The organism is Streptomyces sp. PsTaAH-124 (assembly GCF_000373685.1).
In the GTDB taxonomy this organism is placed as follows: domain Bacteria; phylum Actinomycetota; class Actinomycetes; order Streptomycetales; family Streptomycetaceae; genus Streptomyces; species Streptomyces andamanensis.
The window spans coordinates 218,923-243,789 of record NZ_KB892160.1; the positions used below are offsets into that span (position 1 = coordinate 218,923).

The 24,867-nt window shown below is 72.8% G+C and carries 20 protein-coding genes, 1 tRNA gene and 2 pseudogenes; 14 read left to right on the forward strand and 9 right to left on the reverse strand.

Translation table 11 applies throughout. The features are described from left to right. Nucleotides 1-182 precede the first annotated feature (182 nt). Nucleotides 183-1,052: a spermidine synthase gene (locus B086_RS0106815; RefSeq protein ID WP_026252177.1), complete on the forward strand. Its 870-nt coding sequence runs from the start codon at nucleotides 183-185 to the stop codon at nucleotides 1,050-1,052. Nucleotides 1,053-1,148: 96 nt separating this feature from the next. Here the strand turns inward: B086_RS0106815 and B086_RS0106820 are convergent, their stop codons facing one another. Beyond that, a complete protein-coding gene (locus B086_RS0106820) occupies nucleotides 1,149-1,760 on the reverse strand; it encodes a hypothetical protein (RefSeq protein WP_026252178.1) in 612 nt (203 codons plus the stop codon). A 139-nt stretch (nucleotides 1,761-1,899) separates the two neighbouring features. Between B086_RS0106820 and B086_RS0106825 the strand changes: the two genes are divergently transcribed. The 3 genes from B086_RS0106825 to B086_RS0106835 all read left to right on the forward strand — a co-directional run bounded on the left by B086_RS0106825 (nucleotide 1,900) and on the right by B086_RS0106835 (nucleotide 5,978). Beyond that, a complete protein-coding gene (locus B086_RS0106825) occupies nucleotides 1,900-2,604 on the forward strand; it encodes a response regulator transcription factor (protein ID WP_018565657.1) in 705 nt (234 codons plus the stop codon). Next, the gene (locus B086_RS0106830) at nucleotides 2,601-3,983 is read left to right on the forward strand and encodes a sensor histidine kinase (RefSeq protein WP_018565658.1); all 1,383 of its coding nucleotides are present in this window, start codon (nucleotides 2,601-2,603) and stop codon (nucleotides 3,981-3,983) included. Before B086_RS0106825 ends, B086_RS0106830 begins: the two co-directional genes overlap by 4 nt. A 507-nt stretch (nucleotides 3,984-4,490) precedes the next feature. Then, nucleotides 4,491-5,978, forward strand: coding sequence for a cellulose binding domain-containing protein (locus B086_RS0106835; RefSeq protein ID WP_026252179.1), 1,488 nt, complete (start codon nucleotides 4,491-4,493; stop codon nucleotides 5,976-5,978). 127 nt (nucleotides 5,979-6,105) lie between these two features. Here the strand turns inward: B086_RS0106835 and B086_RS0106840 are convergent, their stop codons facing one another. Together B086_RS0106840 and B086_RS0106845 are read right to left on the reverse strand one after the other, a co-directional pair. Then, nucleotides 6,106-7,530: a GH1 family beta-glucosidase gene (locus B086_RS0106840; RefSeq protein WP_018565660.1), complete on the reverse strand. Its 1,425-nt coding sequence runs from the start codon at nucleotides 7,528-7,530 to the stop codon at nucleotides 6,106-6,108. Between the two features lie 219 nt (nucleotides 7,531-7,749). Continuing rightward, nucleotides 7,750-8,793: a LacI family DNA-binding transcriptional regulator gene (locus B086_RS0106845; protein WP_018565661.1), complete on the reverse strand. Its 1,044-nt coding sequence runs from the start codon at nucleotides 8,791-8,793 to the stop codon at nucleotides 7,750-7,752. 492 nt (nucleotides 8,794-9,285) lie between these two features. Between B086_RS0106845 and B086_RS0106850 the strand changes: the two genes are divergently transcribed. The 5 genes from B086_RS0106850 (at nucleotide 9,286) to B086_RS0106870 (ending at nucleotide 16,192) form a co-directional block, all read left to right on the forward strand. Continuing rightward, nucleotides 9,286-10,605 carry an ABC transporter substrate-binding protein gene (locus tag B086_RS0106850; RefSeq protein ID WP_018565662.1) on the forward strand — a complete coding sequence of 440 codons (1,320 nt, stop codon included), beginning with the start codon at nucleotides 9,286-9,288 and terminating at the stop codon, nucleotides 10,603-10,605. Between the two features lie 862 nt (nucleotides 10,606-11,467). Continuing rightward, nucleotides 11,468-12,460 carry a carbohydrate ABC transporter permease gene (locus B086_RS0106855; protein WP_018565663.1) on the forward strand — a complete coding sequence of 331 codons (993 nt, stop codon included), beginning with the start codon at nucleotides 11,468-11,470 and terminating at the stop codon, nucleotides 12,458-12,460. A 14-nt stretch (nucleotides 12,461-12,474) separates the two neighbouring features. Next, a complete protein-coding gene (locus tag B086_RS0106860) occupies nucleotides 12,475-13,398 on the forward strand; it encodes a carbohydrate ABC transporter permease (RefSeq protein ID WP_018565664.1) in 924 nt (307 codons plus the stop codon). 160 nt (nucleotides 13,399-13,558) lie between these two features. After that, nucleotides 13,559-15,004: a GH1 family beta-glucosidase gene (locus tag B086_RS0106865; RefSeq protein WP_018565665.1), complete on the forward strand. Its 1,446-nt coding sequence runs from the start codon at nucleotides 13,559-13,561 to the stop codon at nucleotides 15,002-15,004. Between the two features lie 132 nt (nucleotides 15,005-15,136). Continuing rightward, a complete protein-coding gene (locus B086_RS0106870) occupies nucleotides 15,137-16,192 on the forward strand; it encodes a LacI family DNA-binding transcriptional regulator (protein ID WP_018565666.1) in 1,056 nt (351 codons plus the stop codon). Nucleotides 16,193-16,204: 12 nt separating this feature from the next. On the opposite strand, the gene B086_RS0106875 is transcribed toward B086_RS0106870, so the two are convergent. Continuing rightward, a complete protein-coding gene (locus tag B086_RS0106875; RefSeq protein ID WP_037872941.1) occupies nucleotides 16,205-16,744 on the reverse strand; it encodes a GNAT family N-acetyltransferase in 540 nt (179 codons plus the stop codon). Nucleotides 16,745-16,822: 78 nt separating this feature from the next. Between B086_RS0106875 and B086_RS0106880 the strand changes: the two genes are divergently transcribed. After that, complete coding sequence (locus B086_RS0106880) at nucleotides 16,823-17,287, forward strand: hypothetical protein (RefSeq protein ID WP_018565668.1); 465 nt, start codon at nucleotides 16,823-16,825, stop codon at nucleotides 17,285-17,287. A 326-nt stretch (nucleotides 17,288-17,613) separates the two neighbouring features. Here the strand turns inward: B086_RS0106880 and B086_RS0106890 are convergent, their stop codons facing one another. Further along, complete coding sequence (locus B086_RS0106890) at nucleotides 17,614-18,027, reverse strand: ATP-binding protein (protein WP_018565670.1); 414 nt, start codon at nucleotides 18,025-18,027, stop codon at nucleotides 17,614-17,616. A 167-nt stretch (nucleotides 18,028-18,194) separates the two neighbouring features. Between B086_RS0106890 and B086_RS0106895 the strand changes: the two genes are divergently transcribed. Then, a complete protein-coding gene (locus B086_RS0106895) occupies nucleotides 18,195-19,457 on the forward strand; it encodes a helix-turn-helix domain-containing protein (protein ID WP_018565671.1) in 1,263 nt (420 codons plus the stop codon). Further along, nucleotides 19,454-19,981, forward strand: a complete 528-nt coding sequence (locus B086_RS0106900; RefSeq protein ID WP_018565672.1) for a GNAT family N-acetyltransferase — start codon at nucleotides 19,454-19,456, stop codon at nucleotides 19,979-19,981. Before B086_RS0106895 ends, B086_RS0106900 begins: the two co-directional genes overlap by 4 nt. 223 nt (nucleotides 19,982-20,204) lie before the next feature. On the opposite strand, the gene B086_RS0106910 is transcribed toward B086_RS0106900, so the two are convergent. The 4 genes and pseudogenes from B086_RS0106910 to B086_RS0106925 form a co-directional block, all read right to left on the reverse strand. Next, nucleotides 20,205-20,277 (reverse strand) — tRNA-His (locus tag B086_RS0106910). 112 nt (nucleotides 20,278-20,389) lie between these two features. Continuing rightward, nucleotides 20,390-20,998 carry an oligoribonuclease gene (orn, locus tag B086_RS0106915; RefSeq protein WP_018565674.1) on the reverse strand — a complete coding sequence of 203 codons (609 nt, stop codon included), beginning with the start codon at nucleotides 20,996-20,998 and terminating at the stop codon, nucleotides 20,390-20,392. A 138-nt stretch (nucleotides 20,999-21,136) separates the two neighbouring features. Next, nucleotides 21,137-22,343, reverse strand: a pseudogene (locus B086_RS39335) (helix-turn-helix domain-containing protein). Between the two features lie 476 nt (nucleotides 22,344-22,819). Further along, nucleotides 22,820-23,140, reverse strand: a pseudogene (locus tag B086_RS0106925) (hypothetical protein); the annotation flags it as partial. 376 nt (nucleotides 23,141-23,516) lie between these two features. On the opposite strand from B086_RS0106925, the gene B086_RS0106930 reads away from it, so the two are divergent. Continuing rightward, nucleotides 23,517-24,044 carry a universal stress protein gene (locus B086_RS0106930; RefSeq protein WP_018565676.1) on the forward strand — a complete coding sequence of 176 codons (528 nt, stop codon included), beginning with the start codon at nucleotides 23,517-23,519 and terminating at the stop codon, nucleotides 24,042-24,044. A gap of 151 nt (nucleotides 24,045-24,195) precedes the next feature. Beyond that, complete coding sequence (locus B086_RS0106935) at nucleotides 24,196-24,765, forward strand: GPR1/FUN34/YaaH family transporter (protein ID WP_018565677.1); 570 nt, start codon at nucleotides 24,196-24,198, stop codon at nucleotides 24,763-24,765. Nucleotides 24,766-24,867 lie beyond the last annotated feature (102 nt).

Genomic DNA, 24,867 nt, shown 5'->3' on the forward strand with positions numbered 1-24,867 from the left:
CTGCGGCGTACGGCGGACGCGGCGTACGCGGCGTACGGGGCGTACGCCGGTTATGACGTACGGCGGATGTGGCGTACCGCGAGCGCGGCGGGTGCGTCGGGCCGGGTGCTCTGCGGACTCCGTCGGGCCGCCCGGTCCGGCCGGCCGGACCTTGCGACACCGGACCTTGCGACAATGGGGGAATGGGAAGGTCCAGAAGTCCCCGGCGCGAGCGCGGGAGCACGGCAGCCGTCGCCGCACAGGTGGACGGCGGTCTCGCCGAACTCGTGCCCGACCGGGAGCGGGCGCGGGCCTGGACGCTGCTGATCGACGGGGCACCGCAGTCGCACGTCGACCTGGACGACCCGGCGTACCTCTCCTTCGAGTACCAGCGCCGGATCGGCCATGTCATCGACCTCGCAGCCCCCGCGGGCAAGCCGGTGCACGCCGTCCATCTCGGCGGCGGCGCGTTCACCCTCGCCCGCTATGTCGCCGCCACCCGCCCCCGCTCCACCCAGCAGGTCGTCGAACGGGACGCCGCGCTGGTGGGCCTCGTGCGGCGCGAACTGCCGCTGGACGCCAACGCCCGTATCCGGGTGCGTTCCACCGACGCTCGCGAAGGGCTCGCCAAGGTGCCCGACGGATGGGCCGATCTCGTGATCGCCGATGTGTTCAGCGGCGCCCGCACCCCCGCCCACCTCACCTCGGCCGAGTTCCTCGACGAGGTCCGCCGGGCGCTGAAGCCCGGTGCCGTCTTCGCCGCCAACCTCGCCGACGGTCCGCCGCTCGCCCATCTGCGGGGCCAGATCGCCACCGCCGCCGCCCGGTTCGCCGAACTGGCGCTCGTCGCCGACCCGGCCGTCCTGCGCGGCAGACGCTTCGGCAACGCGGTCCTCGTCGCCTGCGACCGGCCGCTGCCGATCGCCGAACTGACCCGCCGCGCCGCCTCGGACCCGCACCCCGGCCGGGTCGAACACGGCCGTGCGCTCACCGACTTCACCGGCGGCGCCGCCCCTGTCACGGACGCGGTGGCCGTCGCCTCACCGGCCCCGCCGCCGTCCGTCTTTCGCTGACGCCGGACGCCGGACACCGGACACCGGGCGCCGGCCGCCGTGCGGCCGACGAGCAGCGGACGGCGGACGGCCGATGGCGTAAGAGGGGTGCACGGGTCAGTAGTTGCCCACCTCGACCCGGGGCGGCCCGTCGTGCCATGAGCAGATGACCGACACCCGGTCCTCGCCCGAGGTGAACTCGACCCGGATCCAGCTCGCCGTCTTCCACACCTGCATCGACCAGCCCGTGCCCGGCGTCGCCGAGACCAGGCTCGCGGAGGCCGTGTCCAGGTCGAACACCACGCGTCCGCCCTCGGTGTCATAGCCCTTGACCGTCCCGGAACCGCCCGAACCCTCCGAACCGCCGGAAGCCCCGGAGCCGTCGCCGCCGCCCGGACCCCCGGCCGCGCCGGGCGCGTCGGGGGAAGCCGCGGACGCGTCGCCGGTGCCCTCGGGCGGCGCGGAACGCGACACGCTCGGGGCGGGCGCCGACGGGGTGCGGGACGGCGCGGCCGACGGCGCGGACGGGCGCGCCGACGACGGACGCCGCGTCGCGGAGGCCGGCGGCCGCGACTCCCGCGCATCCGCGTCTCCCGCCGTGATGGGCAGGGCGCGCGGCGGGTCGTAGGCGGTGCCCGCCAGCACCGTGTGGACACCCCACCACGACAGCGTGACCGCCGCGCTCGTCGCCAGCGACCACGCCAGTACGTGTACGAATCCTCTGAGCATCGCGGCCATCCTGCCGCACGCCCCCCACCGGCGTCTCCGCGGTGTGCCCCGGAGGGCAGTTGTCCACAGGTGGGGGGCCTCCCGGGTGGTTGTCCACAGGCGCGCACCGGCCCCGCCGGTATGGCGTACGGTGCGGCGCATGGCAAGTGTGCTCGTGGTCGAGGACGACCAGTTCGTACGCTCGGCGCTGATCCGGCATCTGACCGACGCCTCGCACACCGTGCGCAGCGTCGGTACGGCACTGGAGGCGCTGCGCGAGGTCGCCCATATCCGCTTCGACGTGGTCGTCCTGGACCTCGGACTGCCCGATCTGGACGGCGCCGAGGCCCTGAAGATGCTGCGCGGCATCACCGACGTCCCGGTCATCATCGCCACCGCCCGGGACGACGAGGCGGAGATCGTCCGCCTGCTCAACGACGGAGCGGACGACTATCTGATCAAGCCCTTCTCGGTCGAGCACCTGTCGGCCCGCATGTCCGCCGTGCTGCGCCGGGTCCGCTCGGGCCCCGACCGCACCGCGCGGCCCACCGTCATCCGCGTCGGCGGCCTGACCGTCGACCCGCTGCGCCGCCAGGCCGAGCTGGACGGCGCGCGGCTCGACCTGACGCGCAGGGAGTTCGACCTGCTCGCCTTCCTCGCCGGGCGGCCGGGCGTGGTGGTGGCCCGCAAGGAGCTGCTGGCCGAGGTGTGGCAGCAGTCCTACGGCGACGACCAGACCATCGACGTCCATCTGTCCTGGCTGCGGCGGAAGCTGGGCGAGACCGCCGCGCGCCCCCGGTATCTGCACACCCTGCGGGGTGTGGGCGTGAAGCTGGAGCCGCCCGGAGCGGGGCCGGACCGATGAGATGGGCCCTGGTCAAGGTCTGCCTGGCGGTCACCGTGATGGTCGTCGTCGCCTTCGCGGTCCCGCTCGGCCTGGTCGTCAAGGAGATGGCCCGCGACCGCGCCTTCTCCAACGCCGAGCGTCAGGCGGCCGCCGTCGCCCCCGCCCTGTCCATCACCACCGACCGCGAACAACTGGAGCGGGTCGTCGCCTCGGCGGACTCGGACGGCCGGATGGCCGTGCACCTGCCGGCGACCGGCGGCAGCGCTCCCGTCGACATCGGCCGGCACCGGTCCGCCGCCGCGGACATCGCCACGGTACGACGGCTCGGCCGCGCCTCCACCACCCAGGTGCCCGGCGGATCCGCGCTGCTCCAGCCGGTCGCGCTCAACTCCGGTGCCATCGCGGTCGTCGAGGTCTACGTCCCCGAGGCCGAGGTGAGCAACGGCGTGGGCACGGCCTGGGCGGTGCTCGCCGGGGTCGGCGCCGCGCTGATCGTCGGCTCGGTCGCCGTCGCCGACCGGCTCGGCGTGCGGATGGTGCGGCCCGCGCGCCGGCTCGCCGAGGGCGCGCACGAACTGGGGGAGGGCAGACTGGGCGCCCGGGTCCCGGAGGACGGACCACCCGAACTGCGCCGGGCCGCCGTCGCCTTCAACTCCATGGCCGACCAGGTCGTCCAGCTCCTCGCCAACGAGAGGGAACTGGCCGCCGACCTGTCCCACCGGCTGCGCACCCCGCTGACCGTGCTGCGGCTCAACACCGCCTCGCTCGGCGACGGACCGGCCGCCGAGCAGACCCGGGCCGCCGTCGCCCAGCTGGAGCGCGAGGTCGACACCATCATCCGCACCGCACGCGAGGCCAAGCCGCGCACGGCGGCGGCCGGACCGGGTGCGGGCGCGGGGTGCGACGCGGCCGAGGTGGTCCGGGAGCGGATGGGGTTCTGGTCCGCGCTCGCCGAGGACGAGGGCCGCACCTGGCGGCTGGCGGGGGTGGAGCGGCCGGTGCGCGTCCCGGTGGCCCGCGCCGACCTCGCCGCAGCCCTGGACGCCCTGCTCGGCAACGTCTTCCGGCACACCGCCGAGGGCACCGCCTTCGCGGTGGACGTGCACACCGCCGAGGACGCGGTGATCGTGCTCGTCTCCGACGCGGGCCCCGGCATACCCGACCCCGCCGCCGCCATGCTGCGCGGCAGGGGCTCGGGGAGCGACGGTTCCACCGGGCTGGGCCTGGACATCGTGCGCCGCCTGGCGGAGTCCACCGGCGGCGACGTCCGGATCGGCTCCTCCGTGCTCGGCGGCACGGAGATACGCCTCTGGCTGCAACTGGACGGCCGCCGTCCCGTACGGGGCACGGGCCACCGGGGCACGGTGCGCGGCCGCCGCCGCGCTGCCGCGCGATAGGGCGAGCCGCCGCGCGATAGAGGGAGCCGCCGCGTGGTGGGGTGAGGAAGGCCGGGCGAGGAGAGCCGGGCGAGGGCCGGAGGGACAGGGGCAGGGGCGGGGGCGGGCCGGGGGCGGGGGCGGGGGCAGGGGCTGAGGGGAGGGAGGGGGGGGAGGGGGGAGGGCCCCGGGACGGAGGCGAGGGGGAGCAGCGAAGTGAGTCACCCCCCAGGTCCGGACCTTTAACCGTCCCCGATCCCTCCCTTAAGCCAACCCTAAGATCCCCGACTCCCGCCCGGAACAGCCTGATTGCCCGGTTCCGGATCGCTAGCGTGCTGCCGCACCCCACTCGCACCGCATCCCCCACCACATCCCCCACCCGCACCGCACCCCCCACCCCGCGGCACCCCGCGCGCCCCCCGGCACCCCCCCACGCACCCCCCCACGCACCCCACCCCCGACCCGCACGGCACCCCCACTCCCTCGGGCGCCTCAGGGCTCCCGTGAACAGCGAAGGCAGGCACCGCGATGAGCACGCACCGGCGCAGGATCAGCGGCAGGAACAAGGCGATAGGCGGCCTGGTGGCGGCGGCCGTGGCCGGTGGCGGGGTGTTCCTGTTCACCGCCACCGCGCAGGCGGCCGGGACCGGTGCCGCGTACACCAGGACCAGCGACTGGTCGACGGGCTACACCGCGCAGTACGTCGTCACCAACAACAGCGGATCGGCCGAGAGGGTCTGGACCCTGGAGTTCGACCTGCCGTCGGGCACGAAGCTGGGCTCCCTGTGGAACGGCGAGGCCGCTGTCAGCGGACAGCACGTCACCGTGAAGCCCGCCAAGTGGGACACCGCGGGGCTCGCCGCGGGACAGTCCGTCACCGTCGGCTTCGTGGTCGACGGCACCGGCGAGCCGACCGGCTGCCGCATCGACGGCGCGGCCTGTTCGGCGGACGGCGGAGCGACCCCGCAGCCCAGCGGCCGGCCCACCCAGTCCGCGAGCCCGGCCCCGACGCCCACCCCCACCAGGACGTCGACGCCCGCCCCGACGGCGACCGCGACGGCTCCGACCGCGAGCCCCACGTCCTCCCAGAGCCCCGGCACCGGCCCCGGCACCGGCACGACCGCGGGCGCCGGCTTCGCGCCCTATGTCGACACCTCCCTCTACCCCGCCTTCGACCTGCTGGCGAGCGCCGACGCGACCGGCGTGAAGAACTACAACCTCGCCTTCGTCACCGACGGCGGCGGTTGCACACCCAAGTGGGGCGGTGTCACCGACCTCGGCGGCGACGCCGTGGCCGCGCAGATCGGTGCGCTGCGCGCCAAGGGCGGCGACGTACGGGTCTCCTTCGGCGGCGCCAGCGGCTCCGAGCTGGCGACGACCTGCTCCTCGGCGGACGCGCTGGCGGCGGCATACGGCAAGGCGGTCGACCAGTTCAAGCTGACCAAGGTCGACTTCGACATCGAGGGCGGTGCGCTGCCGAACTCCGCCGCCAACACCCGCCGCGCCCAGGCCATCGCCGCACTCCAGCGCCAACACCCGGACCTGGACGTCTCCTTCACCCTCCCGGTCATGCCCGAGGGCCTGACCCAGGACGGCGTGAACCTGCTGGCCGGTGCGAAGTCGGGCGGTGTGAAGATCTCCACCGTCAACATCATGGCGATGGACTACGGCGCCTCGTACAACGGCGACATGGGCACGTACGCCGAGCAGGCCGCCACCGCCACCCAGGCCCAGATCAAGAGCGTCCTCGGGCTGTCCGACAGCGCCGCCTGGAAGGCCGTCGCCGTCACCCCGATGATCGGCGTCAACGACGTCTCCGCCGAGGTCTTCAAGGTCGACGACGCCGGCCAGCTGGTCGCCTTCGCCAGGTCCAAGGGGCTCGGCTGGCTGTCCATGTGGTCCGCCACCCGCGACAAGCAGTGCGCGGGCGGCCCCAAGCCCACCGCGGACGCGACGTGCAGCTCCGTCGCGCAGGAGCCGTTCGCCTTCAGCAAGGCGTTCGGCGCCTACAACTGACCGGCGCGCCCCCGCGCCAAGCCGGCGGGCCGTACGGAGAGGTGTTCCGTACGGCCCGCCGCGCGCCAAGAAGACGTCCGTCAGGAGACGAGACGTCCGTCAGGAGACGTCCGTCAGGAGACGTCCGTCAGAAGGCGTCCACCGGCGGCAGTTGCCCGGTCCGGGCCGCCTGTCCGTACCAGAGGGCGCTGGACTTCGGGATGCGGTCCAGGGTGGCGTGGTCGACGTACACCGCGCCGAACCGCTTGGCGTAGCCGTAGGACCACTCGAAGTTGTCCATCAGGGACCACAGGTAGTAACCGCGGACATCCGCGCCGTCCGCGACGGCCCGGTGCACCGCCGCGAGGTGGGCGTGCAGATAGACCACGCGCTCCGGGTCGCGTACGCGGCCGTCGTCGTCGACCTTGTCGGGGAAGGCGGCGCCGTTCTCCGTGACGTGCAGCGGGAGGCCGGGTGCCTCGCGGCTGTAGCGCATGATCAGTTCGTGCAGGCCGCCCGGGTCGATCGTCCAGCCCATCTCCGTGCGGTCGCCCGGCGGCTGGTGGAACGCCACGTCCCGCGCACCGGGCCACGGCGAGTGCGCGCTCGCGCCGTGGGCGTCCGCGCGCGGGCCCGCGGGCGCGTTCCGCGCCGAGGAGACCAGCGCGGGCGTGTAGTAGTTGAGGCCCAGCGCGTCCAGCGGCTGGTGGGCGGTGGCCAGATCGCCGTCGAGGACGTACGACCAGTCGGTGAGCGGTGAGGTCGCCTCCAGCAGGGTCGCCGGATACGCCCCGTGCAGCATCGGACCGTGGAAGACCCCGCAGGCCAGGTCGTTGATCTGCCGGGCCGCCGCCAGGTCCTCCGGCTGCTGCGACAGCGGGCGGATCACCTGGGAGTTGAGGCTGACGGCGACCGAGGCGCGGGCCGGGAGCACCGAGCGCAGCGCCTGGGTGCCCAGGCCGTGCGCGAGGTTGAGGTGGTGCGCGGCGCGCAGCGCGGCCACCGGGTCGGTGCGGCCGGGCGCGTGCACGCCGGAGCCGTAGCCCAGGAAGGCGCTGCACCAGGGCTCGTTGAGCGTGGTCCACTGGTCCACGCGGTCGCCGAGCGCCTCGCCGACGAGGTGCGCGTACTCCGCGAAGCGCCGCGCGGTGTCACGCTCGGGCCAGCCGCCCGCGTCCTCCAGCTCCTGCGGCAGGTCCCAGTGATAGAGGGTGACGGACGGCTCGATGCCGTGGGACAGCAGTTCGTCGACCAGTCGGCGGTAGAAGTCCAGGCCGGCCTGCACGGCGGGCCCCCGGCCGGTGGGCTGGACGCGCGGCCAGGAGACCGAGAAGCGGTAGGCGTTCAGGCCGAGCCGGGCCATCAGGGCCACGTCGTCGCGGTAGCGGTGGTAGTGGTCGACGGCGGTGTCGCCGGTGTCGCCGTCGGCCGTCGCGCCCGGCGTATGGCTGAAGGTGTCCCAGATCGAGGGGGTGCGGCCGTTCTCCCGTACGGCGCCCTCGATCTGGTAGGCGGAGGTGGCCGCGCCCCAGAGGAAGGAGGGAGGGAAGGACACGTTCTGCGCTTCGGGCATGGAATCGCTCCCACGGGTCGGTGGCCCTCATTATGCATGGGAGCGCTCCCACAACAAAAGAGGGTCCCGCGCGGACCACGCCCCGTCCCCGGACCCCGTCCCCGGACCCCGTCCCCGGGTCACCGATCCGATCCCCACTACGCCCCCGGCCCCCCGGACCGCACCCCGCCGCCGGACCCACCCCAGGGCGCAGGCCCACGAGCCGACCACCGGTCCCGCTCAGGCCGACTCGCGCACCACCAGCTCCGTCGGCAGGACCACCGCGCGGTGGCCGGTGCCGCGCTGGGCGATCTCGGAGAGCAGCAGGTCCGCCATGGTGCGGCCCATCTCCTCCAGCGGCTGGCGGACACTGGTCAGCGGCGGATCGATGTGCCGGGCCACGATCGAGTCGTCGAACCCGACGACGGCGACGTCGTGCGGCACCCGCAGCCCGGCGGCGCGCAGTTCGAGCACCGCGCCCGAGGCCATCACGTCGGAGGCGGCGAAGAGCGCGTCCAGCGCGGGCCGCCGCCGCAGCAGTTCGCGCATCGCCGCGCGCCCGCCCTCCTCCGTGAAGTCGCCCCCCGCGATCAGCTCCTCGTCGCCGGGGAGCCCGGCGTCCGCGAGCGCCGTGCGGTAGCCGTCGAGCCGGGCCTGCGCCGCGTCCATGTCCAGCGGCCCGGTGATGGTGCCGATGACCCGGCGGCCCTGGGCCAGCAGGTGCCGCACCGCGGTGCGGGCGCCGCCGCTGTTGTCCGCGCGGACGTGCCCGAGCCGTTCGCCGTGGCTGCGCCGCCCGGCCAGCACGGTGGGCACCGCCAGTTCCTCCAGCCGGTCGGGCAGGGTGTCGTCGCCGTGCACCGCCATCATCAGGACGCCGTCCACGCGTTGGGCCGACAGATAGCCGGCCAGCCGCGCGTACTCCTTCTCGTCCCGGGCCAGGACCAGCAGCAACTGCATCCCGGCGTCGGCGAGTCCGGTCGACACGCCCCGGATGATCCCGGAGAAGTACGGCTCGGAGAAGAGCCGGGTCTCGGCCTCCGGGACGACCAGGGCCACCGAGTCGGTGCGGCGGGTCACCAGGGAGCGGGCGGCGCGGTTGGGGACGTAGCCGAGTTCGGCGATGGCCTGCTCCACGGCCGCCCGGGAGCGCTCGCTCACCTGGGGCGAGCCGTTGATCACCCGGGAGACCGTGCCCCGGCCGACCCCGGCGCGGGCGGCCACGGCGTTCAGGGTGGGGCGCCGGACGTCCGCGGGCCTCGGGGGCGGTTCGGCGGGGGTCATCGTTCACCTTCCGGCGGTTGCGGTGGGGGTCCGCTCATTCTGGCCCAGAAAATCCGGCGGTCGCCCCGGACGATCACCCCGCGGTCGCCCGGGGCCCGTTCACCCGGCTGTGACCTGCGCGAATCCTGGAGGACACCGGGCGGGGGCCGCAGGGTCACGATGCGCGGCACGACACATTCACGTGACGTGCGGAACACGCTTGCGCAACAACGCCGTTTTCAAGTCTTGACACCTGGCCCGGCAGCAACGAGTCTTCCGGCATGCCGCATGGGAGCGGTCCCACGGAGATTCCGGGACGCTCTCCCGTGCGGACCCCCGTACCAACGGCCCTTCCCTCTACCTCATATGGCACACCGTTGACCAGCAACTTCGCACCGCACTTCGGGTGCAGTGGGCTGGCCGCTGCTCGAACCGAGAGGGCAGGTCCGCACCGCCGGGATCCGGCGGTCTGATTCCTGAGGTCCCGTTCCCCCTGGAACAAGGAGTAGTGGAATGCGCATCACCCGTACCGTCGGCGGTCCAGGCCGCAGAGCAGCGGCCCTGACCACGACGGTTCTGACGGCCTCGGCCCTGCTGCTGACCGGTTGCAGCAGCGACGGCGACTCGGACAGCTCGGATGCCAACGGGAAGATCACCCTCAAGGTGGCCGACTACGGGCAGTTCGGCTACAAGGAGGCCGGTCTGTTCGCGCAGTACGAGAAGCTGCACCCGAACATCACGGTGAAGGAAGAGACCACCGCGAACGAGCAGGACTACTACCCGAAGCTCCTTCAGCAGCTGAACTCGGGCAGCGGTCTGGGGGACGTCACGGGTATCGAGGTCGGGCGCATCAAGGAGGTCGTCGACACCCAGGCGGGCAAGTTCGCCGACCTCAGCAAGACGATCAACGTCGCCGACTGGGTGTCCTGGAAGGAGAAGCAGGCCACCGCCAAGGACGGCACGGTCATCGGCGCGGGCACCGACATCGGTCCGATGTCGCTCTGCTACCGCAAGGACCTCTTCCAGCAGGCGGGCCTGCCCAGCGACCGCGAGGCCGTCGCCAAGGCGGTCGCGGGCGGCTGGGAGGACTACATCAAGCTCGGCGAGCAGTACAAGACGAAGGCGCCGTCCGGCACCTTCTTCATGGACTCCGCCAGCGCCATGTACAACGCGGTCGTCAGCTCCTCCGCGAAGCAGTACTACGACGCCGAGGGCAAGCCCGTCTACAAGGACAGCGAGGCCGTCCAGCAGGGCTGGAACCTGGCCGCCGAGGCCGCCTCCAAGAAGCTGAGCCAGGGCCTGCCGCAGTTCCAGGACGCCTGGCAGGCGGCGCTGCGCAAGGGCACCGTGGCGTCCATGGCGTGCCCCGCCTGGATGGCCGCCCAGATCGCCACCTACTCCGGTGAGACCTACAAGGGCAAGTGGGACATCGCCCGCGCGCCCGGCTCGACCGCGGCCAACTGGGGCGGCTCCTTCCTCGCCGTGCCCAAGGGCGGCAAGCACGTCAAGGAGGCCACCGAGCTGGTCAAGTGGCTGACCGCCCCCGAGCAGCAGGCCGCCGTCTTCAAGGCGGTCGGTGTCTTCCCCTCGAACAAGGGCGCGTACGAGCTGGCCGGTGTGAAGGACGCGAAGCTGCCGTACTTCAGCGACGCCCCGGTCGGCCAGATCTACGCCGACGAGGCCAAGGCCATCCCCGAGGCGGTGCTCGGCCCGAAGGACGCCGCGATCAAGGACATGATCTCGACGCAGATCAACAACATGGAGCAGCGCGGCACGGCGCCCGACAAGGCGTGGAAGGCAGCGACGGAATCGATCGACAAGGCGATCGGCTGACGTCCGCCGGTACGGGCGGCCCCACCGGTCCCACCGGCCGCCCGTACCACCCGCCCGCACCGCGCGCGACGGCCGCACCCCGGCGGCCGGCCCCGGGCGGCGGCTCCCGGTGACGGCTTCGGGCAGCGGCTCGGGGCGGTGGCTCCGGGTGCCGGTGCCCGCACCAGGCCCGGCCGCCGACGCCGGGCCGTACGGGCGTTCGCAGACGGACCGGGTGGACCGGACGGACCGGGTGGCTCGGATGGACCGGACGGACCGGACGGAACCGTCGGGCTGTCCTGGCCGTGACGGTTCCTGCGGGAATCCGGGCAGGGGGCGGCGCGAGGATCCGGTGGCGGGACTCGACCGCTCCGGCCCGCCGGGCCCTCGGGCCTGCGCCGGTCCGGCTCGCCGGGCCAGCCGCACCGCCCCGATGGCACGGCCGAGTTCACGGGCGCGGCCGTACCCCTGGGACGGCGGCCGATCCCGTGGGACGGTGAACGCTCCCGCAGGACGGTCCCCGTCCCTGGGGAGGGGACCGATCCAGGATCGGCACCGGCCCGCAGTTCGTCGGCCGACCCGACAGGACGGCGACGGTCCCGCGGGCCGGGCTCCGGTCCCGCAGACCGGTCCCGGCCGGTAGGACGAACCCCCCCGTGGGTCGGACTCGTCCCCGTGGGTCGGACCCGCCCGTAGGCCGGGCTCCCGCCCCCCGCCCGCAGGTGGCGACGGCCGGTACCGCGCAGGAGCGGCGCCTGGCTCCGGCGGCCTGCGGGCTCCGGCGGCCCCGGCGCCCGCCGGAGACCACCGCCCACCGCCCGCCGGAGATCACCGCCCGCCTCCGCCCGCCCCGCCCCCACCCGACCCCCGACCCCCTCCCTCCGTGGCAACGACAACCCCCGTACGGGGCGCCCACACCCCGCCGCCCGGCGGTTCCGGCGCCGCGCCGAGCCGTCGCGGCACATGGCGCACCCGGCTGTGGCGCTTCGACGACAAGGCGTCGCCGTACGCGTACATCGCCCCCTTCTTCCTCGTCTTCGGCGCCTTCGGGCTCTACCCGCTCCTCTACACCGGCTGGATCGCCCTGCACCGGGTGGAGCTGACCGGGCTCGACCAGTCGCAGTGGGTCGGCTTCGACAACTTCTCGAAGATCCTCCAGGACTCCGAGTTCTGGACGGCCGTCTCCAACACCTTCGTCATCGGTGTCATCTCGACCGTCCCGCAGCTGCTCGTGGCGCTGGGCCTGGCCCATCTGCTCAACTACAAGCTGCGCGCCAGCACGTTCTGGCGGACGGTGATCCTCACCCCGTACGCCACCTCCGTGGCCACCGCCGCCCTGGTCTTCGCGCTGGTCTTCCGCGCCGACGGCGGCATCCTCAACTGGGTGCTGCACTTCTTCGGCGCGGGCAACACCGACTGGGGCAACGGGGAGTGGACCTCCAAGATCGCCGTCTCGGTCATCGTCATCTGGCGCTGGACCGGCTACAACGCCCTGATCTACCTGGCGGCCATGCAGGCGGTGCCGAGCGACCTGTACGAGGCCGCGTCGATCGACGGCGCCACGCGCTGGCAGCAGTTCCGCAAGGTGACCATCCCCTCGCTGCGGCCGACGATCCTGTTCACCATCGTCATCTCGACCATCGGATCCATGCAGCTGTTCGGTGAGCCGCTGCTGCTCCAGGGCGGCACCCTCGGATCCCAGGGCGGCAGCGAGCACCAGTACGAGACGCTCAGCATCTACCTCTACAACTACGGCTGGAAGCTGGGGCATCTGGGCCCGGCCGCGGCCGTCGCCTGGGCCATGCTCGTCCTGCTGCTGCTCATCGCCCTGATCAACTGGATCGTCGGCCGGTTCGTGCGCAAGAGCGCGGCCTGACGGGAGCGACATCGATGACCACGACCAGTCCCCTCACCCCCGTACCGGACCTCACCCCGGCACCGGACGCCACCGCCCCGGGCGGGACCCGCGGCGGCCGTTTCAAGATCGGCGCCGGCCAGCAGCTCAAGGGCGGCCCGTTCACCTACCTCGCCCTCGTCGTCGTCGGCCTGGGCTCGATCTTCCCGCTCTACTGGACGCTGGTGGCCGCCTCCCACGACCAGCAGCGGGTCCTGGACAGCCCGCCGCCGCTGGTGCCGGGCGGCAAGCTCTGGCACAACATCCAGGCCGCCTGGGAGCAGGCCAACCTCGGCAAGGCCATCGTCAACAGCGTCGTCGTGGCCGGCTGCATCACCGTGGCCACGCTGTTCTTCTGCACGCTCGCCGGTTACGCCTTCGCCAAGATGCGCTTCCGGGGCCGGGGCGCCCTGATGACCGCCGTCATCGCCACGCTGACGATCCCGCCGCAGCTCAGCGTGGTCCCGCTGTTCATGCTGATGTCGGACATCGGGTGGGGCGGCAAACTGGAGTCGGTGATCTTCCCGACCCTGGTCGGCGCCTTCGGTGTCTTCTTCATGCGCCAGTACCTGCTGGAGGCACTGCCCTACGAACTGGTCGAGGCGGCCAAGGTGGACGGCGCGAGCAACCTCCGCATCGTGTGGAGCGTCGTCCTGCCCGCGGCCCGCCCGGCGATGATGGTGCTCGGCATGCTGACCTTCGTCCAGGCGTGGAACGACTTCTTCTGGCCCTTCCTCGCCCTCAACCAGGAGAACCCGACCCTCCAGGTCGCGCTCGGCCAGCTCAGCGCCTCCTACACCCCCGACCAGAGCATCGTCATGGCGGGCGCGCTGGTCAGCACGCTCCCGCTGCTGCTGGTCTTCATCGTCTTCGGCAAGCAGATCGTCGGAGGCATCATGGCGGGCGCGGTGAAGGGCTGACCTCCCGCGACCCGCCCCGCGACTCGCCCCGCAGTCCCGCCCCGCAGTCCCGCACCGCCTCGCCCGCGGGCCGGGCGCACACCCCGGCGCCCGCCCGCATCCCCCCACCGGACCCCGGTCCGGGCCCTTTCCGCACGCCACCCCTGGGAGCGCTCTCACCATGACCGCCGTACGACCCGAGACCACCGCCCGGACGGCCTCCGGCACCTCCTTCCCCACGGGTTTCGTCTGGGGCGCCGCCACCGCCGCCTACCAGGTGGAGGGCGCCGCGGCCGAGGACGGCCGCACCCCCTCCATCTGGGACACCTTCAGCCACACCCCCGGCAAGGTCCTCAACGGCGACACCGGCGACATCGCCGCCGACCACTACCACCGCTACCGCGACGACGTGGCGCTGATGAAGGACCTCGGCCTCAAGGCGTACCGGTTCTCCGTCTCCTGGTCCCGGGTGCAGCCCACCGGCCGCGGCCCCGCCGTCGAGCGCGGCCTCGACTTCTACCGCCGGCTCACCGACGAGCTGCTGGCGGCGGGCATCACCCCGGTCGCCACCCTCTACCACTGGGACCTGCCCCAGGAGCTGGAGGACGCCGGCGGCTGGCCGCACCGCGACACCGCGCACCGCTTCGCCGAGTACGCCGAGATGACCGCCCGCGCCCTCGGCGACCGCGTCGGCGTGTGGACCACCCTCAACGAGCCCTGGTGCTCGGCCTTCCTCGGCTACGGCTCCGGCGTGCACGCCCCGGGGCGCACCGACCCGGCCGCCACCCTGCGCGCCGCGCACCACCTGAACCTCGCCCACGGGCAGGCGGTCGGCGCGCTGCGTTCCGTGCTGCCCGCGTCCGCGCAGACCTCCATCACGCTCAATCTGCACCAGGTGCGCCCGCTCACCGGCAGCCCCGAGGACGCCGAGGCCGCGCGCCGCATCGACGCGGTCGGCAACCGGATCTTCACCGGCCCGATCCTGGACGGCGCCTATCCGCAGGACCTGCTCGACGACACCGCGCACCTCGTCGACTGGAGCACGCTGGTGCGCGACGGCGACCTGGCGGAGATCTCCCGCCCGCTGGACGTGCTCGGCGTCAACTACTACGCGCCGACCGTGGTCTCCCACTCCGCCGACGGCGCCGCCACCAAGAACGACGGCCACGGCGCGAGCGAGCACTCGCCGTGGACCGGCTCCGACCACGTCGCCTTCCACCTGGCCAACGACCAGCTCACCGCGATGAACTGGGCCATCGACGCCAGCGGCCTGCACACCCTGCTGACCGGCCTGGCCGCCTCCCACCCCGAGCTGCCGCTGATGGTCACGGAGAACGGCGCCGCCTTCGACGACTACATCTCGCCCGAGGGCCGGGTCAACGACCCGCGCCGGATCGCCTACCTCCACGCCCACCTGGAGGCCGTGCGCCGGGCGGTGGCGGACGGGGCGGATGTGCGCGGGTACTTCCTGTGGTCGCTGCTGGACAACTTCGAGTGGTCCTACGGCTACTCGAAGCGCTTCGGCGCCGTCTACGTCGACTACGGCACCCAGCGCCGCATCCCCAAGGAGAGCGCCCACTGGTACGCCGGGGTGATCCGGGACAACGCGCTGCCCTCGGCCGGCTGAGCGCGGCCGCCCCGCCCGCCGCCCTCCCCGCGGCGGCGGGCGGCGGCGGGGGAGGGGGCGGCCGCGCCCCGGCTGTTAGATTCCTGGCCTGGGTTCCCGGCCTGTCGGCGGGGTGAACGGAAGGCGGCGACTATGGCGGTCAACGGTGGGCGGGGCCGGGGTGGCGGCCGGCCGACCCTGGAGGAGGTCGCCGCCCGCGCCGGGGTGGGCCGCGGCACGGTCTCCCGCGTGATCAACGGTTCGCCCCGGGTCAGCGAAGCCACCCGCGCGGCCGTGGAGGCGGCCGTCGCCGAACTCGGCTACGTCCCCAACACCGCCGCCCGCGCGCTGGCCGCCAACCGCACCGACGCCATCGCGCTGGTCGTCCCGGAGCCGGAGACCCGGTTCTTCGCCGAGCCGTACTTCTCCGACATGCTGCGCGGGGTCGGCGCCGAACTGTCGGACACCGAGATGCAGTTGCTGCTGATCTTCGCGGGCGGCGACCGGGAGCGCAGACGCCTCGCGCAGTATCTGGCCGCGCACCGGGTGGACGGGGTGCTGCTGGTGTCCGTGCACGCCGACGACCCGCTGCCCGACCTGGTCGCCCAGCTCGGCATCCCGGCGGTGATCAGCGGCCCGCGCTCGGCGGCCGAGGCGCTGACGTCGGTGGACTCCGACAACTACGGGGGCGCCCGCTCGGCGGTGGAGCACCTGCTCTCCCGGGGCCGCCGCCGCATCGCGCACATCACCGGCCACATGGACGTCTACGGCGCCCAGCGGCGCGTCGACGGCTACCGCGACGCGCTCGCCGACGCCGGACTCACCGAGGACGAACACCTCATCGAGGAGGGCGACTTCACCGAGGAGGGCGGGCACCGGGCGATGACCCGGCTGCTGGAGCGCGAGCCCGCCCTCGACGCGGTCTTCGCCGGTTCGGACGTCACCGCGGCCGGCGCCCGCCAGGTGCTGCGCGCCTCGGGCCGCCGCATCCCGGACGACGTGGCGCTGGTCGGCTACGACGACTCGGCCATCGCCCGCCACATGGACCCGCCGCTGACCAGCGTCCGCCAGCCCATCGAGGAGATGGGCCGCGCCATGATCGGCCTGCTGCTCACCGAGATCGCCGACCGCCGCCCGCCCGAGTCGGCCGCCCCTGAGCGGCGGCACGCGGTGCTGGCCACGGAACTGGTGGTCCGTACGTCCTCCTGACGCGCCCGGCGGTCACCGTTCGGGCGCCGGTGCCGTCCCCCGCCACACGGTCTCGCCGTCCTGGACCTCCCCGGTCGGGGCGAGCCCGGCGGCGGTGGCGACCGCGGCGGAGGCGTGGTGCCCGGGGTGGATGTGCGCGACGACCGTGCCGACGCCCGCCCGCCCGAGCAGGGCGACCAGCGCCCGCGCCGCCTCGGAGGCGAACCCGCGCCCCTGCCAGGCCGTCCCGACGACCCACGCGATCTCGGCCGTCTCCCGGCCGCGCACCGTGGCCTGCACGGTGCCCGCCAACTGCCCGCCGGACCGCACCCGCAGCACCCAGTTGCACCAGGAGACCCCCGCCTCCCCGGACCCGCCCACCAGCCGCTCGTAACGCGCCCTCAGCCCGTCCTCGTCCAGCGGCTCCCCGCCGATGAACACATGCAGCCCCGGATCGGCCAGCACCCCGGCCATCTCCCGCGCATGTTCCACCCGCAGCGGGACGAGCTCCAGCCGCTCGGTACGGACACGCTCGGCACGCACGGGCACCCTCCGGCCTCCGGGGAACGACATCCCGGTCCTTGACCTCAAGCAAACCTGAGGTCCTACGGTCATCGTATTCCGTCGATCAAGAGGCACGAGGAGGGGCACATGAGCACGACGCTCAAGGAGTACACGCAGGAGGAGTTGGCCGCCCAGCCCATCGGGGCGTGGACCGGCGTGGCGTACCGGCTGGTGGTCGGCGCCATCCGCGAACAGCTTGCGGTGGAGGACCTCACACAGCCGCACTGGTGGACACTCAACCACGTGGCCGGGGACCCCGGCAGGTGGACCCGCGCCGCACTGACCGAGCGGCTGGCGAAGTGGGACGACCTCGGTACCGACTTCGACGCCGTCTTCGACGACCTCACCGGCCGCGGCTGGCTCACGGAGGACGCGGGACTCATGACCCTGACCGAGGCAGGCGAGAGCGGCCTCGCCCGCGCCAGGGAACGCGGCGCACGCGTCCACCGGCAGACACACCAGGGCATCGCCCCGGCCGACTTCGCGACCACGATCGACGTCCTGCGCCGCATGGTCGCCAACCTGGGCGGCGACGGCAACCTGCCGGACTGAGGGGAGGGGGGGGCGGCGAGGCGCCGAGAACGACGGGAGGGCCTCGGCGCGGCCGCGGTGGTCGCGGCGTCGAAGTCGCCTCGGGCGGCCGCTCGGTCAGGGAGAAGGCGGTACTGCGCACGACCACGCCTGCCTCCACTCGCGGAGCCGTTCCTCGCGAGGCACGGTGACAGTGAGCTGCGCCGGGTCGGAGGCCGGCCATGTCCCGCCCGAGTACCTGCCGAGGGGGCGCAGGACGTACGTCCCCTTCTTCACGTCGGTGATCACGCCCTCCCGGTTCGCGTGTCCGTCGTGCACCTGGTCGCCCACCCAGGGCTCCCGCCCGGTCACCGGGCGACCCCACAGTCCAGCTCGGCCCAGACCTGCTTGCCCCAGGGGTGTGGGTCGGCTCCCCAGCGCTCGGCGAGGGCGTCGACCAGCAGGAGTCCCCGGCCGTTGGTGAGGAGGCCGTCCCCGGGCTCAGCCGGTTCCGGCAGTCCCCGGGCTGTGTCGACCACGCCGATCCGTACGAACCGTTCGCCCGGCCGGGAGACGACGATGCGGATCACGCGGCTGTCCGTGTGCTTGACCGCGTTGGCCACCAGCTCCGAGACGACCAGTATCGAGGTGTCGGCCAGTTCCTCCAGGTGCCAGGCGGCCAGAGCCGTACGGACGAGCTTGCGGGCGATCCCGGCACTCTCCTCCAGAGCAGGGAGGGTCTCGGAGTAGCCGGGGCGCCCCGTGGGGTGTGGCCTTGCCATCACAGTCATCAGGACCTCTGGGAGTGCGGTTGCGGTGTGGCCGTACCCGAGTGAACGGCTCATGACCTCCCGGCGGCAGGAAAAATCCGTGCTGTGCGCGTCAGCGGGCACCGGAAATTCCGCGGCAGCCCTGATACCAAGGGGAACCGGATCGCTACTTTGGGTACGTGACGGAGAACGGGAGCCTCGCCGGTGCCCTGCGCGAGAGCGGGCTGACGCAGGCCGAGTTGGCCGACAAGGTGAACGCTCGCCTGATCTGCGCGGGACACGAGGGGACGGTGAGCGACCGCACCGTTCGCAACTGGCTGACCGGGAAGACGCTGTGGCCGCACCCCAGACAGAGGGAGGCGTTGGAGGCAGTATTCGGCTGTACCGCCGTAGAGCTGGGCTTCAGCGCACCAGAGCGACGGCGCCCCTCGAACTCTCTGGAGGCCCCTGTGAACCGCAGGAACTTCCTCACCGCCACCACCGGCACGACCGTCGCTGTGTCCGTCCCTCTTGTCGGCGCTCCTCCTCAGGTCGGCACCTCCGATGTCATCCGCCTCCGCCGGGGCCTGGACGCTCTGATGGAGGTCGACCGCAGCCGAGGCGGCCACGAGGGCTTGGAGCGGGCCGCCCTCCTCGGAGCCCAAGAGGCCCTGGCCAAGCAGAAGCTCGGGGCCACCCAGCGCATCCGCCGACGGCTCTTCTCCGTGGCCGCCGACTACACCGCCACGGCGGCATGGAGTGCCATCGACGCCCGCCGGCTGGACCGTGCGCACGTCCTGCTGGGAAAGGCCCTGTACCTGGCGGGGATGGCCAAGGATCCCATCGCGGAGATGCGGGTGTGGAACTCGTACGCGATGCTCGCCCACCATCGGCACGAGTTCACCGAGGCGGTCGATGCCGCCTACGCAGCGCAGGGCACGGGCATCGCCCGACGGGTTCCCTTCTTCGCCTCCCTGGCTCACGCCCGTACGGCCGTCGGCCACGCCAACCTCAGGGACCGGCAGGCCGCGTTGCGGTCCCTGGGGCACGCAGAGGACGCTCTGACCAAGGCGGAAGCCGCAGGGACCGCGCCGTCGTGGATCGCCTTCTACGGACCGGCCGAGCTGTTGGCCATGACCGCGATCGTCCGTGACCGCATCGGGGACGCAGCCGAGTCGGAGGCCGCCTCTCACAACGCCCTGGCCACGATCCCCGAGGAATTCCGGCGCAACCGGGCGCTGGCCATGTGCCGCCTCGCTCTGGCCCAGCTCCACCAGCGCGACGTCGACCAGGCGTGTTCGACGGCCTCAACGGTCTTCACACTGATGTCCGGACACCCGATCCCCGGCAGGATGCGTTCTCTGCTCGGCGACTACTACCGGGACTTGATCACTCTTGCGCCGGACGCTTCGATCGCCCGAGAGTGGGGCGACCGCTATCGCACTGAATGGAGCCGACTGTGAGCGCCGCCGGGCTGGACATCCGACACTTCGGGACCGATGACCTGGCGGAGATCCGTCAGACGCTCATCGCCCTGCACGCCGCAGCCGCGGGGCCCGACCGGGACGACGACTTCAAAAGGAAGTTCCCCTGGTTCGTGGATCACTGGGGCGGCAAGGACGGGTTCGCCTGCGTGATCGCCTACGACGGTGCGGAGCCGGTGGGCTTCGCCTACGGGGCCCCGTCGGACGAGGGCCGGGAGTGGTGGCGCGAGTACTTGGCGGAAGTTCCCGACAGACACCGGACATTCGCCTACTCCGAGCTGGCCGTCCACCCCTCCTGGCGCGGGCAGGGCGTGTCGGACGCGCTCTCCCGGGCGCTTTTCGAGGACCGTCCCGAAGATTTCGTGGTCCTCCTGGTCGACGTGACCCACCCGCGCGTACAGGCCCTGTACGAGGGCTGGGGCTTTCGGAAGATCGGCGAGCGGCAGCCGTTCCCGGACTCCCCGGTCTACGCCGTGATGCTCGCCGAACTGCCGTTGAAGTAGGCGCGGCGCTCAGGAGGCAGTCTCGGCCGCGCACTCCTCGATCCACCGGGCCACGACCGAGAACGTCGCCAGGTACTCCAGCCGCGATACCAGGGTTCGTCCCAGCCCTGCTCGGCGCTCCCGCCCCCTGCGCCGGTCATCCGGCGATTGCCCGAGTCTGCCGCGGCGGAAACGGAAGAAGCCGGTGACCCAGGATTCCCGGGCCACCGGCTTCTCCGGTGAGGGTGAGTGACGGGACTCGAACCCGCGGCATCCTGGACCACAACCAGGTGCTCTACCAGCTGAGCTACACCCACCATGACCGGTGGTGGAGGAGGCTTTCGCTTCTCCGACCGGCCGAGAAAAAGTGTACAGGGTCCGAAGGGGTGCTCGCGCACGACTTTCGCGGCGCCCCTCCGAGGGACCCTTCTAGCCCTGCTGAGCAGGCAGGACGTGCTTCGCGGCGATCGCCTTGGCGGTGTCGGAATCGGGGCCGGGCTGGGGGACGAAGACGGCCTCGCGGTAGTAGCGCAGCTCCGCGATGGACTCGCGGATGTCGGCGAGGGCGCGGTGGTTGCCGTTCTTCTCGGGGCTGTTGAAGTACGCCCTCGGGTACCAGCGGCGGGCCAGCTCCTTGATCGAGGAGACGTCGACGATGCGGTAGTGGAGGTGGCCCTCCAGGGCCGGCATGTCGCGCAGCAGGAAGCCGCGGTCGGTGCCGACCGAGTTCCCGCACAGGGGCGCCTTGCCGGGCTCCTTCACATGCTCGCGGACGTAGGCGAGCACCTGCTCCTCGGCGTCCTGGAGCGTCGTGCCGCCGGGCAGCTCCGCCAGCAGGCCGGACGCGGTGTGCATCTGACGCACCACCTCCGGCATCGTCTCCAGCGCCGCGTCCGGCGGGCGGATGACGATGTCGACCCCTTCGCCGAGCACGTTCAGCTCGGAGTCGGTGACGAGGGCGGCCACCTCGATGAGAGCGTCGTCGGACAGCGAGAGGCCGGTCATCTCGCAGTCGATCCACACCATGCGATCGTTCATGTGTCTCACCTTACGGCGAGCCGCCGCGGGCCGGACCGTCCGTGCACGTCCCGGGGCGGGAGCGCGATGCGCGCGCTCCCGCCCCGGGACGGTGCCCGAGCCCCCCGGGGTTCCTCGCGGTTCCCCGGGCGCCGTTCCTCAGCCGCCGCTGCGCTGGCCCGGCAGGCTGCCCGACAGTGCCGCCGGTGCCCGGCGGACCGTGTGCTGGAGCGGCCCCTCCGGGTGCAGCGCGGACACCGGGCCGGAGGGCTGCGGGACGCCCAGGATCTGGGCCGTCCCGGCACCCGGGCCCACAGCGCCCAGCGGCGCCTCGGCGGCGTCGACCGGTCGCTCGCCCTGCGGCCTGCGTGCCCGGTACGCCGCCCGGGGACGAGCCCAGCTGCCGCCGGAAGTGGCCGCGCAGCGCCACCGGCGAGCGGAAGCCGCAGCGGCCCGCGACCTCGTCCACCGAGTAGTCGGACGTCTCCAGCAGTCGCTGCGCCTGGAGCACCCGCTGGGTGATCAGCCACTGAAGCGGCGCGCTCCCGGTCAGCGAGCGGAACCGGCGGTCGAACGTACGGCGGCTCATGTACGCCCGTGCCGCGAGCGTCTCCACGTCGAACTGCTCGTGGAGGTGCTCCAGCGCCCAGGCGACGACCTCGGCGAGCGGGTCGGCGCCGATCTCCTCTGGTAAAGACCTGTCCAGGTAGCGTTCCTGGCCTCCGCTGCGGCGCGGCGGGACCACCAGGCGGCGGGCCAGCGCGCCGGCCGCCTCGTTGCCGTGGTCCGTGCGCACGATGTGCAGGCACAGGTCGATCCCGGCGGCCGTGCCCGCCGACGTCAGCACATCGCCGTCGTCGACGAACAGCTCCCGCGGATCGACGTGCACCGACGGATAGCGCTTGGCCAGCGTCGGCGCGTACATCCAGTGGGTGGTCGCCGGGCGGCCGTCCAGCAGGCCGGCGGCGGCCAGCACGAAGGCCCCGGTGCACAGGCCCACGATGCGGGCGCCCTCTTCGTGTGCCCGGCGCAGCGCGTCGAGCGCCTCCTCGGGCGGTGGCGCGGTGATCGAACGCCAGGCGGGCACGACGACCGTGCCCGCGCGTGAGATCGCTTCCAGGCCATGTGGCGCGGTGAGTTCCAGGCCCCCTGTGGTCCGCAGCGGGCCGTCCTCGCCGGCTGCCACCAGCAGGCGGTAGCGCGGCACTCCGGCGTCCTGGCGGTCGATCCCGAACACCGAAAGCGGTATGGAACTCTCGAAGATGGGGCCGCCGCTGAACAGCAGCACCGCGACGATCTCCTTGCGGCGGCGCCCGGACAGTTTCCGGACCGCGTTTTCCGGCGCGGCGGTGGAGTCGTGGCTCATACTGCTAAGCCCCCCTCGGTGGTCGCGGCTCCTCGGTTGTGTCGCTCCTGCACGTTTCCCCTCGGTCCTGCACGAGTCCCCCGCCGTAAGACATCAAGATCGAATCTACTGTGTCCGGCCGTGCCGCGGTGACCAGTTCGACACCCGGCACATTGTCGACATGGCAACTTGGCGTGAAGCATTCGATCACGAAGCGTTGCACTCCCACAGCGCGCAGGGAAGTGCGCCTTGTGGCGGTGGCCAATCCCCGTAGGGTGCGCAGGGGCCCTGAGACCCTTTTCTTGCAGGTCAAACGGGGGTTGGGGGGGTGTGGGGGCGGGGGATGCGCCAGTTCAAGAAGTTGGCTGAAAAGATACGGCCGCGTGCATGGAAACCGGTCAGTCGACCGGTGTCGTTCCCCACGGTCCTCCCGGTCTTCCGGGCCCTCCCGGCCCGCCCGGACTTCCCGGCCCTCCTGGTCCCCCCGGCCCTCCCGGTCCCCCCGGATGCCGGCCGCCCCGGTGGGCTCCCGTCCCGGTCCGCTGGTGGCGGCCGCGGTGCGGGGCCCGCTCCTCGGCGCGCAGCCGGGCCGCGCCGCGCTCGGACTGGCGCAGCAGCGCCCGGCAGACCGCGGTGACGGCCGCCAGGCCCAGGGCGGTGCCGACGGCGCCGGCCGACGAGGCGCCGCACCAGAGCAGCACCACCGGAACCAGGACACAGCTGAAGGCGGCCCAGCGGACCACGTCGCCCGCGCTGTCACCGGCGGGCCGCTCCGGCGGCGAGGGGCGTTTTCCGGATGCGGTGCGGGGTCCGGACACGGCGTGCTCCCTACGGTGCTCCCTGCGGCGGTGCGGCTCACGGGGTTCAACGCGTGTTCGATCCGTCGGTCACTGTACGGAACCGGAGGCCACCGGTACGGCGGCCCCCCGGGTGGTGTCGAGACACCGGTCTTACGGGTTCCGGACGGCCGGGGCAAGTGAATGCTGTGCAAACCGCCTGTACGGGGCAGCAACCATTGCGTTACGGGCGCCTGTCGTGCATGCTCCGGTGAACCGCCACGGAGAGTGCGCGGGATCTGGGCCAAGGAGGAGTGCGGCCGTACCCTTGCGGGTATGGGGACGGGAAGACGATTCCCGGACACAGCTCCGCCGCAGATTGTCGTCCCCGACAAAGGATCACCTCGCCGAGACAGCCATGGCCGGTCACGAATTCTTCGAACCCGCGGACCGCAAGCGGCCGGTCGCCGACCCCACGGCGGCCGAACCCCTGGCGGCACAAGAGCCACGCCATCCCTGCGATCCGGCGTTCAAGCACGGCGTCGTCGTCGGCTTCGACGGATCCGACTCCAGCGAGCGAGCCCTCGCCTACGCGATCGGGATGGCGCACCGCACCCGATCCGGTCTGATCATCGTGCATGTGGCCAACCGACTGCCCACCACGGTCTGGGCGGGCTGCGAGCCCCCGGTCTTCGTGGACGTCCCCGACCACCGCACCGAGGTGCTCGGCCTCGAACTGGCCTGCGCGGAGTATCTCGCCGAGGTCCCCTGGATCCTGGTCGAGCGCGGCGGGGACATCTGCCACGAACTCGAAGAGGTCGGCAAGGAGTACGCGGCGGACGCGATCGTGGTCGGCTCCACCCACGGCATCGTGGGCCGTATCTTCGGCTCGGTCGCCGGCCGTCTCGCCAAGCGCGCGCAGCGTCCGGTCGTCGTCATCCCCTGAGGGGTGCGGCCCGCACACCGCGACTACCGGCCATTCCGGCTCCCTTTGTTCAACGCTCAAGTTACCTGTGCGTAGAAGGTGATTGTGCCCTTGTGAAGGGCATATACCGGTCACCCGACACCGCACCGCACAGGCAAGAAGGGAGCCCGCCGTGGCCAACGACGTCTCTGCGGGAAGCACCACCACCACCACGATCGCCGGACGGCTCGCCCTGTTCGTCACCCTGATGGCCTTCGGCCTCGGGCACACCAGGGTCGTCCACTCCGTCACGGCCGCCGACGCCGTGACGATCGCTCACTATGTCGGCGGCGTCGCCCTGTTCGTCGTCGGACTGCTCGCCTTCCGGGAGGGCGACCACGCCTCCGGCACGGCTTTCACCGTCCTCGGCGCCCTCTGGTTCACCTGGGCGCTCGCGGCGGGCGACCGGGCCTCCGCCAACGGCGCCGGGCTCTTCTTCGCCCTGTTCGCCGCCGTGGTCCTCACCCTCACCCTGGCCGGCGGCGACCCGCTCACCCAGGGCACCTACGGGCTGTTCCTCGTCTCCCTGGTCCTGCTCGCGGTGGCGGCCTTCACCGGCAGCGACGGCCTGGCGAAGGCGGGCGGCTGGTTCGCCGTCGCGGCCGGGGCGGCGGCCTGGTACGCCGCGACCGCGGCACTCGCGCACTGGCCCACGTCGCTCCCGCGCCGCGCGACCGGCCGGGGCGTGACGGCCGCCGGATAGCCGCGCCCGCCGGACCGCCGCGAGGGGAGCGGGCGGCTCCCCGGCACGGGAACGGCCCTCCACGCGCCGACAGCGAGCGCGTGGAGGGCCGTTGTGGTGATG